10 protein-coding genes are annotated in these 16,316 nt (G+C 58.3%); 6 read left to right on the top strand and 4 right to left on the bottom strand.

What is annotated here, in order from left to right; genetic code table 11:
• The first annotated feature begins 1 nt into the window (after position 1).
• Positions 2-1,606 (top strand): ABC transporter ATP-binding protein, encoded by a 1,605-nt coding sequence (locus tag IEI95_RS20925; RefSeq protein WP_156535215.1) that lies wholly within the window; start codon positions 2-4, stop codon positions 1,604-1,606.
• Between the two features lie 62 nt (positions 1,607-1,668).
• On the opposite strand, the gene IEI95_RS20930 is transcribed toward IEI95_RS20925, so the two are convergent.
• Positions 1,669-2,577 carry a diacylglycerol/lipid kinase family protein gene (locus tag IEI95_RS20930; RefSeq protein WP_156535213.1) on the bottom strand — a complete coding sequence of 303 codons (909 nt, stop codon included), beginning with the start codon at positions 2,575-2,577 and terminating at the stop codon, positions 1,669-1,671.
• Between the two features lie 390 nt (positions 2,578-2,967).
• On the opposite strand from IEI95_RS20930, the gene IEI95_RS20935 reads away from it, so the two are divergent.
• Both IEI95_RS20935 and mgtE read left to right on the top strand, forming a co-directional pair.
• Positions 2,968-4,197, top strand: coding sequence for an MFS transporter (locus tag IEI95_RS20935; RefSeq protein WP_156535212.1), 1,230 nt, complete (start codon positions 2,968-2,970; stop codon positions 4,195-4,197).
• 487 nt (positions 4,198-4,684) lie between these two features.
• Positions 4,685-6,061 (top strand): magnesium transporter, encoded by a 1,377-nt coding sequence (mgtE, locus tag IEI95_RS20940; RefSeq protein WP_156535210.1) that lies wholly within the window; start codon positions 4,685-4,687, stop codon positions 6,059-6,061.
• Between the two features lie 39 nt (positions 6,062-6,100).
• Here mgtE and IEI95_RS20945 read toward each other — a convergent pair whose 3' ends face one another.
• The 3 genes from IEI95_RS20945 to IEI95_RS20955 form a co-directional block, all read right to left on the bottom strand.
• Entirely contained in the window at positions 6,101-7,372 is a 1,272-nt protein-coding gene (locus tag IEI95_RS20945; protein WP_156535208.1) for a class I SAM-dependent methyltransferase, read from the bottom strand.
• Positions 7,373-7,669: 297 nt separating this feature from the next.
• Complete coding sequence (locus IEI95_RS20950) at positions 7,670-8,773, bottom strand: branched-chain amino acid aminotransferase (protein ID WP_156535206.1); 1,104 nt, start codon at positions 8,771-8,773, stop codon at positions 7,670-7,672.
• A gap of 178 nt (positions 8,774-8,951) precedes the next feature.
• Complete coding sequence (locus tag IEI95_RS20955) at positions 8,952-10,613, bottom strand: electron transfer flavoprotein-ubiquinone oxidoreductase (RefSeq protein ID WP_156535204.1); 1,662 nt, start codon at positions 10,611-10,613, stop codon at positions 8,952-8,954.
• A 283-nt stretch (positions 10,614-10,896) separates the two neighbouring features.
• On the opposite strand from IEI95_RS20955, the gene IEI95_RS20960 reads away from it, so the two are divergent.
• The 3 genes from IEI95_RS20960 (at position 10,897) to IEI95_RS20970 (ending at position 16,305) form a co-directional block, all read left to right on the top strand.
• A complete protein-coding gene (locus IEI95_RS20960) occupies positions 10,897-11,682 on the top strand; it encodes an SDR family oxidoreductase (RefSeq protein ID WP_156535202.1) in 786 nt (261 codons plus the stop codon).
• A 190-nt stretch (positions 11,683-11,872) separates the two neighbouring features.
• On the top strand, positions 11,873-13,177 hold the full coding sequence (locus IEI95_RS20965; protein WP_156535200.1) for an efflux RND transporter periplasmic adaptor subunit: 1,305 nt from the start codon (positions 11,873-11,875) through the stop codon (positions 13,175-13,177).
• Entirely contained in the window at positions 13,174-16,305 is a 3,132-nt protein-coding gene (locus IEI95_RS20970) for an efflux RND transporter permease subunit (RefSeq protein WP_156535198.1), read from the top strand. Before IEI95_RS20965 ends, IEI95_RS20970 begins: the two co-directional genes overlap by 4 nt.
• The last annotated feature ends 11 nt before the right edge of the window (positions 16,306-16,316 follow it).

Below are 16,316 nucleotides of genomic sequence, written 5' to 3' on the forward strand. Positions count from 1 at the left end.
CATGGACAAGACCGAAAACCAGACGGTGCTGACCGTCAAGGACCTGAAGGTCACATTCACCACGCCCGATGGCGAGGTGAATGCCGTCAAGGGCATTTCCTTCGAGGTCAAGAAAGGTGAGACGCTGGCCATCGTCGGTGAATCCGGCTCCGGCAAAAGCCAGACGATGATGGGCATTATGGGGCTGCTGGCCTCGAATGGACAGGTGGTAGGCTCGGCCCGCTACGGCGAAACCGAACTGGCAGGTGCCAGTATCTCGACGCTGAACGACGTGCGCGGCTCGAAGATCACCATGATCTTTCAAGAGCCGATGACCTCGCTCGATCCGCTCTACACGGTCGGCAAGCAGATTTCCGAGCCGTTGATTTTTCATCGCCGCATGAGCCGGTCGAAGGCGCGCGCCCGCGTGCTGGAACTGCTCAAGCTGGTCGGCATCCCGGAACCGGAACGGCGGATCGACAGCTATCCGCACGAATTGTCCGGCGGCCAGCGCCAGCGCGTGATGATCGCCATGGCGCTCGCCAACGAGCCGGACCTGCTGATCGCCGACGAGCCGACCACGGCGCTGGACGTGACGATCCAGGCGCAGATCCTCGATCTTCTCGCCGATTTGCAAAAGCGCTTCGGCATGGCCATCGTGCTGATCACCCACGATCTCGGTGTGGTCAAGCATGTTGCCGACCGCGTGGCGGTTATGCGGCGCGGCGAGATAGTCGAACAGGGCAGCCGCGACGATATTTTTGAGCGCCCCCAGGCCGATTATACCAAAATGCTGCTGGCCGCCGAACCATCAGGTTCCAAGGCCGCACCGCCCTCCGATGCACCGGTTATCCTCGAAGGCCGCAATGTCGTGGTGGATTTCAACATCAGCTCCGGCATCCTGTTCAAGGGCAATCGAAAGTTCCGGGCCGTCGATCATGTCAATCTGAAGCTCCGGCAGGGCCAGACCATCGGTATCGTCGGCGAATCCGGTTCCGGCAAATCCACGCTGGGACGGGCGTTGCTGAAGCTGCTGTCCGCCGATGGCCGGTTCAGCTTCGAGACCACGGATATTTCCGGCCTCGACCGCGCCGGGATGCGTCCCTTCCGCCGTCAATTGCAGCTGGTGTTTCAGGACCCCTACGGCTCGCTCTCGCCCCGCCAGACGGTCGGTGAGATCATCACCGAAGGGCTTTACGTGCATGAGCCTGATCTTAGCAAGGCGGAACGCGACAAGCGTGCCATTGCCGCCTTGAAGGAAGTCGGCCTCGATCCGGCCTCGCGCAATCGCTATCCGCATGAATTTTCCGGCGGCCAGCGTCAGCGTATCGCCATCGCCCGCTCGATGATCCTCAAGCCGAAAGTGGTAATCCTCGATGAACCGACCTCAGCCCTGGACCGTTCGGTGCAGCGGCAGGTGATTGAGCTATTGCGCGACCTGCAACAGAAACACGACCTGTCCTACGTGTTCATCAGCCACGATCTGTCGGTGATCAAGGCGATTTCCGACCATGTGATCGTGATGAAAAACGGAAAGATCGTTGAAGAAGGGCCGACGGAAGACATTTTCGAAAGCCCCGCCGAGGACTATACCAAGGCCCTGATTGCCGCTGCGTTTACGCATTGAAGCTTTTTGGAAAATGTCACAGTTTAAACGCCCGGCTCGTCCGGGCGTTTTCATGAGATGGACTATGCCGAAAGGGCGGGCGCCAAGACTTTTAGTTCCCCTGGATGGATTCTGATCTCCACATCGCGCGGCATCCGCAGCAGTTCTCCATCAATCACGCAGGCAACACCGTGGCGATGTTTTGGGAAATGCAGCTTGACGATTTGTGAGGTGGCCGACGTGACGGCCTGGTTTTCCGTGAGCTTGCCGCGCAGAATATCAATCGCCAATCCCGCCAATCCGACCGAATCAAGTGGGGCAGCAAGATAAATTCCGAGTTGTCCTGTGGTAATATCATCGGCATAAAACAACGGGTTGGTTCCAACCGGGTTGTTGCAAACCGAAACGGCTGACACTTCCTTGCTATCCTGTCGTCCATCGGCGTCGATATCGAAGACGACGTCGAAGCGAGGCGGATTGAACATCACGCTGATCGCAGCGCTGGTGCTGGCCCGCATCTTGCCGAAGCGCGAAGCATAGTCCATCCGGTTGCGCAGACGGACCATCCGGGCGTGCAGGCCAGCGGAAAACTGGTGCACATAGGGCTGACCATTGGCAGTGGCGATGTCAACAGACTGGACCTCCGCCGATGCCAGCACGTCCAGAACCTGCCAGATATCGAGCGGCAGTTTCAGCGAGCGTGCAAACAGGTTCATCGTCCCGGCGGGGACGACGCCGAGCGGCAAACCGGCTTTCCAGGCAATGCCGGCGGCCGTCGATATGGTCCCGTCGCCGCCACCGGCGATCAGCGCGTCATACCCCTGCTTTGCAGCGGTCTCGAGGGCCTTGACGATATCACGACCATCAACAGCCATGGTTTCGATCTCATGACCGGCATCGCGGAAGATTTGCTCGGCACGTGCGCAATAGGCATCCATGTCGGTAGTGCGAAAGGTCCCGCCCTCCCGGTTGAAAACGGCCATGATTTTCATTCCCGCGCTGCTCCTTTTGACCGCCGCCCAGCTCCAGGCTGGTGTGCCTTACGTTGAAACCGCACGACAACGCATTTTAACGATCCACCACCGATTATGTTGCATGCGTCTGCTGCAAATCGGGTTTGCAGCCGAAAAGATCAAGATCATCATTATCATTCTACCGCAACGCACACATGCATGCTAAGGGTAACGGCATCACGTTTGACCATCCCCGTCCGCAGGTTTGCGACTTTGACTGTCTTGCCTTGCGCATGACAGCACAAGGTTAGCGGCGGCATTGTGGATGCGCCAAATGGGTTATTTCGCGATTCAGCTGCGTCGAGCAGTTTTCCCTGCTGCATTTTCTATTGAACAGCACCAGCCTTGCTCCGGTGCCGGGATGATTTTATGAACGATACGATCCGCTTCGCACCCTCGCCCGTCAGACCCAGTTCAGACCGGATCGAAGCCGCCCTGTCGCCGCGCACCGTCCTGTTGATTGAATTTGCGCTGGCCGTCGGTGGGTTTGGCATCGGCACCGGAGAATTCGCCATCATGGGCCTGTTGCCGGAGGTGGCGCAGACCTATTCCGTCAGCGTACCCGAAGCGGGCCGGGTTATCAGCGCCTATGCTTTGGGCGTGGTCGTCGGAGCACCGATCATTGCCGCACTGGCGGCAAAACTGCCACGCAAGACATTGCTGCTGATGCTGATGGGCCTGTTTGCTCTTGGCAATATCGCCAGTGCAATGGCCCCGGGCTTTCTGAGTTTCACCGTCCTGCGCTTCATCACCGGGCTGCCACATGGCGCCTATTTCGGCGTTGCCGCCCTGGTGGCCGCATCTATGGTTGAGCCGCACAAGCGGGCCCGCGCCGTTGGCCGCGTCATGCTAGGCCTGACCATTGCGACGCTGATCGGCACGCCATTTGCCACCTTCCTTGGCCAGATGATGAGCTGGCGGGCCGCCTTCATGCTGGTCGGGGCAATTGCCGCGCTGACGGCGGTGCTGATCGCGTTCAACCTGCGCAAGGACACGGTAGCCGAAGGCGCCAGCATTCGCCGCGAGCTCGGTGCTTTCGGCCGGTTACAAGTGTGGTTGGCGCTTGCCGTGGCTGCGGTCGGCTTTGGCGGCATGTTTTCGATCTTTAGCTATATCGCCAAAACCACCACCGACACCGCCGGGATGCCCGCCTCAATGATTGCTGTGGTGCTGGCGCTGTTCGGCATCGGCATGAATGTCGGCAACGTCGTTGGCTCACGCATGGCCGATTATTCGCTAAACGGCACAATCGGCGGCATGCTGGCCTTCAACGTCGTGCTGATGACGATCTTTTCGCTGACTGCCGCCAATCCAGTCATGCTGTGCATTTGCGTCTTCCTGACCGGCTGCGGTTTCGCCGCCTGTCCCGCCGTGCAGACGAGACTGATGGATGTCGCAGCCGATGCTCAGACGCTCGCGGCAGCATCGAACCACTCGGCCTTCAACATTGCCAATGCACTCGGCGCCTGGCTTGGCGGCATGGTGATTTCCGCCGGTTACGGCTATGGCGCAACGGGCTATGTCGGCGCGATCCTGTCTTTCTTCGGCCTGATCGTCTTTCTCATCTCGGTGGCGCTACAGCGCCGATCCGCATCCTGACCGGCCCTTAAACCGGCCCGCGCCAGCAGCGTGGCTTGAGCGTGTTCTGTGTGCATGGTTAACTGAGCGTGAGTGCTGCGCCCACCGGTTTTCCCTTTCGAAGGCTTACCAAGCCACGGTGGAATTTATTGAGTAAGTCCTTGCACTATCTCGGAAATTTCCGCACCCTCCGACCCGCAGGATAGCGGAATAAAAATCGAGATGACGCCTATATCCAGACAGAACAGGCAATCACCGATTTGTGTAGTGCGCCGCACGCTTTCGCCCCGGTTTGAGCCACCATCCCCCTCTTGACTTTGCGCAGACAGAGGCGCAGCTAATATGAACGAGCGGGAACTTCCCGCACGGATATCAACGGAGTCATCGATAAGATGCCAAGCGACAGTAGCAGTCGATTGTCCATGCCGTACGCGGCCTTCCTGCTCTGACGGTTCCGTCAGCTTGCCGGTCGGTTGCGCTACGGCGGATCGACGGAAAGGCAAGCACAATGAACATCCAACGCCTTCCTCTGCGGGCCGGTCATGCTGCCCGCCACCTTCTCAACGACAGCCTCAATGTCGTCACCGTTACGGACCGGATCGAACAGCTGAATGCGCTGGACGTTTCCGAGGCCGCCGCCATGCTGGCAAACCTGCCGCAGCCAAAGGCGCTACGCGTCATTGCCCGCCCAGAATTGGTGCATGCCGCCGACATCATCGCGACCCTGCCGGTCGATACAGCCGTGCGCCTGCTGAAAGCCACCGCCCACGACCGGGTCGCCGACATTTTCCAGGCGATGGACGACCGCTGCCGCATGGTGATCTTTTCGCGGCTCGATCCGGCCACGGCCCATGCCGTCGAACATTTGATGGCCTATCCGCAGCGCACCGCCGGATCGATCATGACGACGGAATTCGTCAGCGTTCCCGATGATTTCACGGTGGCTGAAACGCTGGCCCATGTGCGGATGGTCGAAAACGCCAGCGAGACCGTCTATGCGATCTATGTGCTTGACCGTATCACCCGCACGCTCATTGCCGTGGTCACGCTGCGGCGGCTGATCACCGTAGAGCCCGAGGCGTCCATCCTGTCGGTCGCCCAATGTCATGGCGTCGTGCATGCAGGCCCGTTGATGACACAGGAGGAAGTGGCTCGCCTGATCCGTCGCAACAACCTGCTGGCCCTGCCCGTCACTAACGACACAGGCCAGATGCTGGGCATTGTCACGGTCGATGACGTGATCGACACGATGATTGCCGACACGACTGAAGACGCCCAGAAATTCGGCGGCATGGAAGCGCTGGGCAGGCCCTATATGCAGATCGGCTTTGCCGGGATGATCAAGAAGCGGGCCGGCTGGCTGGCTGCCCTGTTCCTTGGCGAAATGCTGACGGCCAGCGCCATGCAATATTTTGAAGGCGAGCTGGAAAAGGCCGTGGTGCTGACCCTGTTCATTCCGCTGATCATGAGCTCAGGCGGCAATTCCGGCTCGCAGGCCACCTCGCTGATCATCCGGGCGCTGGCGGTGGGAGAATTGAAGCTCTCGGACTGGTGGCGGGTTGCAATCCGTGAATTGCCCACGGGCATGACGCTGGGGACCATTCTCGGACTCGTTGGTTTCGTTCGCATCGCGCTGTGGCAGCATATGGGTCTCTATAATTACGGCGACCATTGGCTGCTGGTTGGCTTCACCGTGTTTGCCGCCCTGATCGGCATCGTCACCTTCGGCTCGATGGCGGGCTCAATGCTGCCCTTCCTGCTGCAACGCCTGCGCCTCGACCCCGCCAGTGCCTCGGCCCCGGCCGTGGCAACGCTCGTCGATGTCTCCGGCCTAGTGATCTATTTCACCGTTGCGCTGGTGATTTTGAGCGGGACGCTGTTGTAAGCAACCAAGTGTCGCCCATCCCCGCGATGGGCGACACCCTCACCGCTCCGACAGAATATAATCTCGCGTCAGCGGTAGGACGTTGTTTTTCTTGGTTATCTGGATCTGGAAGACCACGAGATCCTCGTGATAGAAGGCGGCCTCGGCGGTTGATAGATAATAGTCCCACATCCGGCAGAAGCGCTCGTCATAGAGGGCAGCCGCCTCTGCCCAGCGGGCGGTGAAGCGGTCTCGCCAGTGGCGCAAGGTCTTGGCATAGTGGATGCGCAGCACCTCGACATCCGTGATCGTCAGGCCAGCCTTCTCGATTTCAGGAACGATTTCCGAGAGCGCCGGAATATAGCCGCCAGGGAAGATATATTTGTCGAGCCATGGCGTGGTGAAGCCCGGCGTTGCGGAACAGCCGATCGTGTGCAGCACCATCACGCCATCATCGGCCAGCAGTGTGCTGCATTTGCTGAAAAATGTCCTGTAGGCCGCAAGCCCGACATGCTCGAACATGCCGACCGAGACGATGCGGTCGAATTTGCCGTCCAGACTGCGATAATCCATCAGCCGGAAATCGACATTGGCTGCTTCTGTCGCAGGCTTGCGGGGCCGCTTGAGCGCATAGGCTAGCTGCTCTTCGGACAAGGTGACGCCCACGACCTCTCCACCCACCGCCCTATCGGCCAGATGAAGGGCGAGACCGCCCCAGCCGCAGCCAATATCCAGCACACGGTTTCCCGGCTTGAGGCGCAGCTTGGCGGCAAGATGGTCTTTCTTGGCGCGCTGGGCATCGTCCAAGCTCTGGATATCATGCTCGAAATAGGCGCAGGAATACTGCCGGTCTTCATCCAGGAAGAGTTCGTAAAGCCGTGCATCCAGATCGTAATGGTGCGCGACATTCTGTTTGGATCTGGCTGGAAGATTGCGATGGCGAAAGATCCTGAACCGGGTCCGCACATCGTCGATCATTCGGGCGATCAGCGGATGGGTAGCGTTTTGCGCCTCCCGCAACACCATGGATACGAAATCGAACATGGTTCCCTGATCGACAAAGAACCGCTCATCCATATAGAGCTCGCCCAGCCGCATATCAGCATCGATCAAAAAAGCCCATTGGGCAGCCGTATCGGCGAAGCGAACGGTGACAGGGTCACCCGTACGGTCACCAAATGAAAGCGTCTTGCCACTAGCCGTCACAATATCAAGACACCCAATGGTGACGATGCGCGACAGCGCCGAGGCCAAGGCCCAATCCGAAATGGCGTTAAAAATGGATCTTGGTGGTTGTTTCAAGCGGTCTGCATTTCCGGGATGCACTGCCATGATCTTCAACAGCCCTTACAGTCTGTCGGGGAAAGGTTAATGCGATTTTCCCGAAAGACAAACGAGAACAAAGGAAGCGTGAGTTTGCTTGGCTTGCAAGGGAAACCTGCGTACCTAACCAGGCAAACCATAAGAACAAATTATGCGCAAAATGTGAAAATCTACAGACAACCGTAGAATGTGCGGTGTTTTATATTGCACGTCATGCAGTAAATCATGCCGAAACATAGAAAAGAAAATCATATTTACTATTGAGAATATAATTAAAAAGGCCGGGATCACTCCCGGCCTTTTGTATCAGACGCCTTCGATCCGCCGCACCCAGCCATGCGGGTCATTGCTCTTGCCGCGCTGGATATTGACCAATTGCTCGCGGATTTTCAGGGTGGTCGGGCCGGTCTCGCCATTGCCGATCACAAAGCCACCGTCGGTGAATTTGACTTCGCCGATGCCAGCCACCACAGCAGCCGTGCCGCAAGCGAAGGCTTCCTTCAGCTTGCCACTTTTAGCATCCGCCTGCCACTCATCGAAGGAATACGGGCGTTCATGCACAGTCATGCCCTGGTCTTTGATGAGCGAGATCAACGAATTACGGGTAATGCCCGGCAGGATGGTGCCGCCTAGAGGCGGCGTCACCAGTGAACCGTCGTCCATGACGAAAAACACGTTCATGCCACCCAGCTCTTCCAGCCACTTGTGCTCGGCGGCATCCAGGAAGGCCACCTGATCGCAGCCATGCTCAACCGCTTCCTGCTGGGCAATCAGGCTTGCCGCATAATTGCCGCCGCATTTGGCGGCACCGGTGCCGCCGGGCGCGGCGCGGGTGTAGTTTTCCGAAACCCAGATCTTCACCGCCTTGGCGCCGCCCTTGAAATAGGGGCCGACCGGCGAGGCGATGACGCAGAAAATATAATCTCGTGCCGGGCGCACACCGAGAAACGCTTCGCTGGCGAACATGAAAGGCCGCAGATAAAGGCTGCCCTCACCGTCTGGAATCCACTTCGCATCGGCCTTGACCAGTTTATCGATGGCTTCGAGAAACAGCTCCTCGGGAATTTCCGGCATCGCCATGCGTCGTGCAGACTCGTTAAAACGGCGGGCATTTTCGTCCGGGCGAAACAGCACGACGCGACCTTCCGCCGTCCGGTACGCCTTCATCCCCTCAAAAATTTCCTGGGCGTAATGCAGCACTGCGGCTGCCGGATCGATGGCAAATGGCCCGCGCGCGGTAATCTCCGCCGAATGCCAGCCCTTCACCACATTCCACTGAATCACCGCCATATGGTCGCTGAACAGCGTACCAAAGCCCAGGCTCTGGAACGCCTCAAGGCGCTCTGTTTCCGGCATGGGGTTCGCATTCGGCTTGACGATGAATTCCGGCTTTGCAGTTGCGGCAGACATGACAGGTGATCTCCTCAAATCGGTCAATAGGTCAACATTACTGACCTATTGACGTTTCGTATAGACGATCACCAGCTTTCGCAAGGCATTTCAAGTGCAAACCGGTACGGTTGACAAAAATATCCAACCAACGGCCTTATTCAGGCATTAAGGACGTGCGGGCCGCCTCACCCGAACATTACATGTTCGGATAAACCGGCCCTTCGCCTCCTTGTGGCGGCACCCAGGTGATGTTCTGGTTCGGGTCCTTGATGTCGCAGGTCTTGCAGTGGACGCAGTTCTGGGCGTTGATGACGAAGCTCGGCTCGCCCTCCTTCTCCACCCATTCATAAACCCCGGCGGGACAGTAGCGGCTGGACGGACCGGCATAGACGCCAAGCTCGGAGCTCTTCTGCAGGGCCATGTCCTTGACCTTCAGATGCACCGGCTGGTCTTCCTCGTGATTGGTGTTGGACAGAAACACCGAGGACAGGCGGTCGAAGGTCAGTACACCATCAGGCCTGGGATAATCGATCTTCTTATGCTGTGCCGCCGGTTCAAGGCTCTGGGCATCGGTCTTGCCATGTTTCAGCGTGCCGAAGACAGAAAAGCCGAGGAGCTGGTTGGTCCACATGTCCAGCCCGCCCAGCGCCACGCCGAGCACCGTGCCAAGTTTCGACCACAGCGGCTTGACGTTTCGCACTCGCCGCAAATCCGTGCCGATTTCGCTGCCGCGCCAGCTGTTTTCGATCTCGACCGGCTCATCATTGGCGCGGCCTGCGGCAATTGCCTCAGCAATCTTTTCCGCCGCCATCATCCCCGACAGCACAGCATTATGGCTACCCTTGATGCGCGGCACATTGACCATGCCCGCCGAACAGCCCAGCAACGCCCCACCGGGGAAGGACAATTTCGGCACCGACTGATAGCCACCTTCGGTAATCGCCCGCGCTCCATAGGAAATCCGCTTAGCACCCTCAAAGGTTTCACGGATCGCCGGATGGGTCTTGAAGCGCTGGAACTCCTCGAACGGATAGAGATAGGGGTTCTTGTAGTTCAGATGAACGACAAAGCCGACCGCGACCTGATTATCCTCGAGATGATAGAGGAAGGAGCCGCCACCGGTTTTCATGTCCAGTGGCCAGCCGAAAGAATGCTGGACCAGGCCAGGCTTATGGTGCTCAGGCTTGACCTGCCACAGTTCCTTGATACCGAGGCCGAATTTCTGCACATCGCTATCGCGTGACAGATCGAATTTGGCGATCAGCTGCTTGGCAAGCGAGCCACGCACGCCTTCGCCGATCAGCACATATTTGCCCAACAATTCCATGCCGCGCGTGTAACTGGAACCGGGTTCGCCGTTCTTCTCGATGCCCATGTCGCCCGTGGCAACACCAATCACCGCGCCAGCCTCATTATAAAGCATTTCAGTGGCGGCAAAGCCCGGGTAGATCTCGACGCCCAGCGCCTCGGCATGGCCCGCCAGCCAGCGACAGACGTTGCCGAGCGAGACGATGTAATTGCCGTGATTGTTCATCAGCGGCGGCATCAGGGCGTTGGGCAGGCGAATGGAGCCTGCGGGACCGAGAAACAGGAAATGGTCGGCGGTGACTTCGGTCTTGAACGGATGATCGGCTTCCTGGCGCCAATCCGGGAGAAGCTTATCGACGCCAACCGGATCGACCACAGCCCCGGAGAGAATATGGGCTCCGACTTCCGCACCCTTTTCCAGCACGACAACCGTCAGATCGGGATTGACCTGCTTGAGGCGAATGGCAGCCGATAGGCCCGCAGGCCCTGCCCCAACAATCACCACGTCAAATTCCATGCTCTCGCGCTCGGGCAGCTCTTGTTCGCTCATCGTTGTTCTCCGCTCGGCTTTTTCCCCAGATGGACCTCTTCCTTGTCAAATCAAACCGGGCTTGTCGAGCCAGGTTGCGACAGGGCAAGGCGTGAAATCCCTGCTGGGTGCTATGAGGCGCAAGAATATCTTCCGTTTACGTGCACGTCAATTACTGCAAGAGCAGGAAATGTGTGACATCCTTGATCACCGAAGCTTATCGCTTTCTGCGCCTTTGATTTTGCATCCCCGCTTGTTACGGTCTGATCGACATCGCATCGTCATTCACAAAAAGGAATTCACAATGGATCTCGGCATTTCCGGCAAGCGGGCGGTTGTTCTCGCCGCATCCCGCGGACTTGGGCAAGGCATCGCCAATGCACTGGCCGCCGAAGGCGCACATGTGCTGATCTGCGGACGCACAAAAGATAAGCTCGAGGCCAATTGCGCTGACATCGTCAAGGCTGGCGGCAAGGCGGACTATGTGGTGGCGGATCTCTCGGATACTGATTTCGTCGCCACGCTCGTAGAAGCGATCGCCGCAAAACTTGGCGGCATCGACATCCTCGTCAACAATACGGGTGGGCCGACACCCGGCACCGTGGAAGACATGGACGATGAAAAGCTCCACACCTTCTTTCAATCCATGGTAGTGCGTATCATTACGCTGACCAACGCGCTGGTTCCCCAGATGAAGGCGCAGGGCTTCGGACGCATTCTCACCGTTGCTTCGTCTGGCGTGATTGAGCCAATCGCCAATCTGGCACTTTCCAACACGTTGCGCGGCGCGTTGGTCGGCTGGAACAAGACGCTGTCTTCCGAAATCGCCTCCTTCGGCATCACCGCCAATCTACTCCTGCCTGGAAGGATCCATACCGACCGGATTGATGAACTGGACGGCGCCAATGCCAAACGCCAAGGTAAAACGCTGGAAGAGGTTCGCGAAAGCTCGATCAAAACCATCCCGATAGGACGGCTTGGCAAGGTGGAAGAATTTGCCGCCGCAGGTGCTTTTCTCTGCTCGGTCCCTGCCGCATACATCACCGGCACGATTCTGCGGGTCGATGGCGGCGCCGCCAAATCTCTTTGAACACAGTAGCCCAATCGCCGTATTTAGTGACGAACGAATGTTACTGTCACTAAATACGGGTTTATTACAAGAATTTAAGGATAACTCACCGCGAGTTGATCGATAGTGTGCTTCACTGTTATTTTCGCGGTGCATTAATTCAATAATGATAGGATGAACGACCAGCTCAAGCTTTATCAGGCCCTGACACATGAAAAAATTCTGGACCGCCTCCAGCATCATCGCAATCCTTGCCGTCGGCGGGTGGATATATCGCGACCATATTCCTTATCTCGACAAGGTTCCGTTTCTGAGCCAAGCCAGCCAGACGGCGGGCCACAAACCGGGTACCGAACAGGCAGCCCAAGCCAATGGGCAGCCAGCAGGACAGGAAGCCGGCAAACCGGCTGGCCAGGGAAGTGGCCAAGGGAGCGGCCAGGGGAACGGAAAGAGTGGTGGCCGGCGCAATGGCGGGCCAGCATCGGTCAAGACCGTTGCCGTCAGCATGGGCAATCTGCCAATGGATGCCACGGCGACTGGCTGGGCCGAAGCGGAGGATACCACGACACTGGCGGCCCTCAAGAGCGGTCTGCTTCAGGACGTGATCGCCAAGGACGGACAGGAAGTAAAGGCCGGAGATCTGATTGCCCGGCTGGATGACCGGATCGCAAAGGCGACAGTGGACAAGGACCAGGCCAATATCGTTTCCGATCAGGCCAGCCTGGCCGAATACGAGGCTGCCTTGACGCGCGCGGAAAGCTTGCTCAAGCAGAATGCGCAATCACAGCAGGCCTACGAACAGGCAAAGGCCTCGCGGGATTCGGCCGCCGCCAAGGTTGACGCCGATAAGGCCACGCTGGCCTCAGATATGGTCGACCTGGAGCACATGAAAATCCGGGCACCCTTCGATGGCCGGCTCGGAAGTATCCAGCTCAGCATCGGCGCCTATGTCAGCGCCGGAACCGCCATCGTCAGCATCACCCGTTACAACCCGATCTATGTGAAGTTCCAGATGGCGGAACGCTACCTGCCGCAATTGCATCAGGCGTTTGCCGGCAAGGATGTTGTGGTCGATGTCGATCCAGCCTCGACCGGCGGCGTGCCGGTTCAAGGCAAGCTGTCCTTCTTCGACAATAGCGTGGACACCTCCTCGGGGACTATTCTCGTCAAGGCAGAGTTTCAAAACGACAAGGGCATTCTTTGGCCCGGACAGAGCGCCAATGTTACTGTTCGCTTCCAGACCGAAGACCGCAACATCCTAGTGCCAACTGTCGCGGTTCGCCCCGGCGCTGAAGGCTTCTTTGTCTATACGGTCAATGGCGATAGCAAGGTCAAGGCGACCAAGGTTTCCGTCCTGCGTGCCAATGGCGACATGACGGCGATTGCCTCGGGTCTCAAGGAAGGCGATCACGTCGTGGTCGAAGGCCAGGTGCAGCTTGCCGACGGCCAGACTGTTCTGGAACAGTTTGCCGGCCAGAAAGTGGCTGAAAACGAGCCGAAGGATATCACCCGATGATCCCTGCTTTTTGCATCAATCGGCCTGTTGCCACTATTCTACTTGCCATCGGCCTGGTCCTGGCTGGATTGGCCGGTTATCGGCTTTTGCCGGTGGCCGCTCTGCCCAAGGTGGACTTTCCCACCATCAACGTGACGGCGACCCTGTCAGGCGCATCGCCGGAAACCATGGCGACGTCGGTTTCCACCCCGCTGATCAAGCAGTTCGAGACCATCCCCGGGATCAGCGAAATCAGCGCGACCAACTCGCTGGGCAATTCCTCCGTCGTTCTCCAGTTCGATCTGAACCGTGATATCGATGCCGCCGCCGCTGACGTTCAGGCGGCAATTTCCCGCGCCAGCCGCCAGTTGCCCAGCAACATGACGTCGGATCCGAGCTATCGCAAGACCAATCCAGCCGACTCGCCGGTGCTGCTCCTGGCCATCAACAGCGATGAGATGCCGCGCAGTCAGGTGGATTCGATTGCCGAAAATATCATTTCCCCGCTGCTGTCGACACTGAACGGCGTGGCGCAGGTCAGTATCTATGGTTCGCAGACCTACGCGGTGCGGATCGGTGTCGATCCCGCCAAGCTGCAAGCGCGCGGGCTTGGCGTCGACACGCTGACCTCGGCGATTGCCGATGCCAATAGCCAGGTGCCGATCGGCACCTTGCAGATGGCAAATCAGTCGCTGACCATCAATGCCAATACTCAGCGCACCAATGCCGAGGAGTTCAAGTCACTGGTGATCTCCACCAGCAATGGCGCCCCCATCCACCTTTCCGATGTCGCCAATGTGCGCGACAGTGTCGACAATCTCGACGCGGGCAGTTGGTTCGATGGCAAACAGGCGATCATCCTCGCCATTCAGCGACAGCCGGACGCCAATACCGTCGAGGTGGTCGACGAGATCATGGCAAAGCTGCCTGCCCTGCAAAAACAGCTGCCGCCTTCGTTGAAGATCAATGTGATGAACGATTCGTCAAACTCGATCCGCGAGGCGATCCATGACGTTCAGTTCACGTTGTTCCTCACCATCGCCCTTGTCATCCTGGTCATCTATCTGTTCACCGGCCATCTGACCGCGACCCTTATTCCCGGTCTTGCCGTGCCGCTTTCGCTGATTGCCACCTTTGGCGGCATGTACGTGCTTGGCTACAGTATTGACAATATCTCACTGCTCGGCCTGACGCTGGCAGTCGGCCTGGTGGTGGATGACGCTATCGTCATGCTGGAAAATATCCTGCGCCATGTCGAAGAAGGCATGCCGCCGCTTCAGGCCGCCCTTAAAGGCGCCGGCGAGGTCAGCTACACGATTATTTCCATGTCGATCTCACTGGTGGCGGTATTCATTCCTATCCTTTTGATGGGTGGTGTTGTCGGACGCCTGTTCAATGAGTTCGGCATGGTCGTCACCATGGCCATTCTGTCTTCCGCCCTGGTGTCCCTGACGGTCACGCCAATGCTGGCAGCCCGCATTTCCTCCCACAGCAGTCGCCCTCCGCTGATCGTGCGCTGGTTCGACGCCGGTTTTGCCAAGACGCAGAGCGGCTATGACAAGTCTGTCCGCTGGTGTCTCAACCACCGTTTTGTGGTGATGATGGTCTTTGTGGCCTCCATCGCAGGCTCCGGCTGGCTGTTCCACACGCTGCCATCCAGCTTCTTCCCACAGGAAGATATTGGCCGGCTGACGGTCAGCACCCAGGCCCGTGAGGATATTTCCTATGCGGCCATGCGCGATCTTCAGCAAAAGGTCGCTGACGAATTAAAGACCAATCCGGCTGTCGATCATGTTACCTCCATCGTCGGTGGCTCAAGCCGCAGCCCGCTCAACAACGGCACGATCTTCGTGCAGCTGAAACCGAAGGACAACCGTCCGCCTCTCGCTCAAACCCTCAACGAGATGCGACAGAAGCTGTCCAAGATCGCCGGCATCCGCAGCTATATCACCCCACAGCAAAATCTGCGTTTCGGCGGCCGAAGCACCGCCAGCCAGTATCAGCTCGTCGTCCAGGCACTGAGCACGACAGCAACCGATGAATGGTCATCGAAGATCCAGGCCGCTATGCGCCAGGACCCGTTGTTTACCGATGTGACCAGCGATGCGCAGAACAATGCTATTGCTGCCGATATCAACATCGACAACGGCAAGGCCGCCGCTTTCGGCATTACCAACGACCAGCTTCGCAAGACCCTGGAAATGGCGTTCAGCGGCTATAATGCTGCCCAGATTCAGTCGACCGGCGACAGCTACGATGTCATCGTCGAGTTCGACAGGAACAAGCCATGGGACGACGAGTTCCTGCGCGATATCCTGGTGCGGTCATCGTCCACGGGAACGCTGGTGCCGCTGTCGAACTTCGCCACCGTCAAGCGTCATAATGCGCCTGTCACTGTGAACCAGACCGGCCAGCTGGTCTCGACCACGGTGTCGTTCAACCTGCCTGACGGCATATCGCTTAGCGACGCTACCGCCCGGATCGATCAGATCAAGACCGAGATTGGCGTGCCCAATGACGTCTTCACCTCCTATGGTGGTACGGCGGCGATTTTCCAGCAGTCGCAAAGCAATACCGGCCTGCTGATCCTGGCTGCCGTGCTGACGATCTATGTGGTGCTGGGCGTGTTGTATGAGAGCTTCATCCATCCGCTCACCATTCTCTCCGGCCTGCCAGCGGCGGCTTTCGGGGCGCTTCTGGCCTTGAAACTGCTGAATTTCGACATGTCGGTCATCGCACTGATCGGCCTGCTGATGCTGATCGGCATCGTCAAGAAAAATGCGATCATGATGATCGACGTGGCGGTGGAATTGATCCGCGAGCATGGCGAGACACCGGCAAAGGCCATTCACGAGGCCTGTGTGCGGCGTTTCCGGCCGATCATGATGACCACCTTCTGCGCGCTTCTCGGAGCACTGCCCATTGCGCTTGGCCATGGCGCCAGTTCCGAACTCCGCCAGCCACTTGGCATCGCCGTTGTCGGCGGCCTGATCGTCTCACAATTGCTCACACTGTTCATCACACCTGTCATCTTCGTGGAAATGGACCGGTTCGGCAAATTCCTGACCCGGCTCGTTCGCCGCGACAAGGGTCACCACGCGGCAAACAGCGAAGATGGGCCATCCAAACCAGCCATGGCGGCTGAATAGCGGGAGCAAGT

Source organism: Agrobacterium vitis, from assembly GCF_014926405.1.
Taxonomy (GTDB): domain Bacteria; phylum Pseudomonadota; class Alphaproteobacteria; order Rhizobiales; family Rhizobiaceae; genus Allorhizobium; species Allorhizobium vitis_H.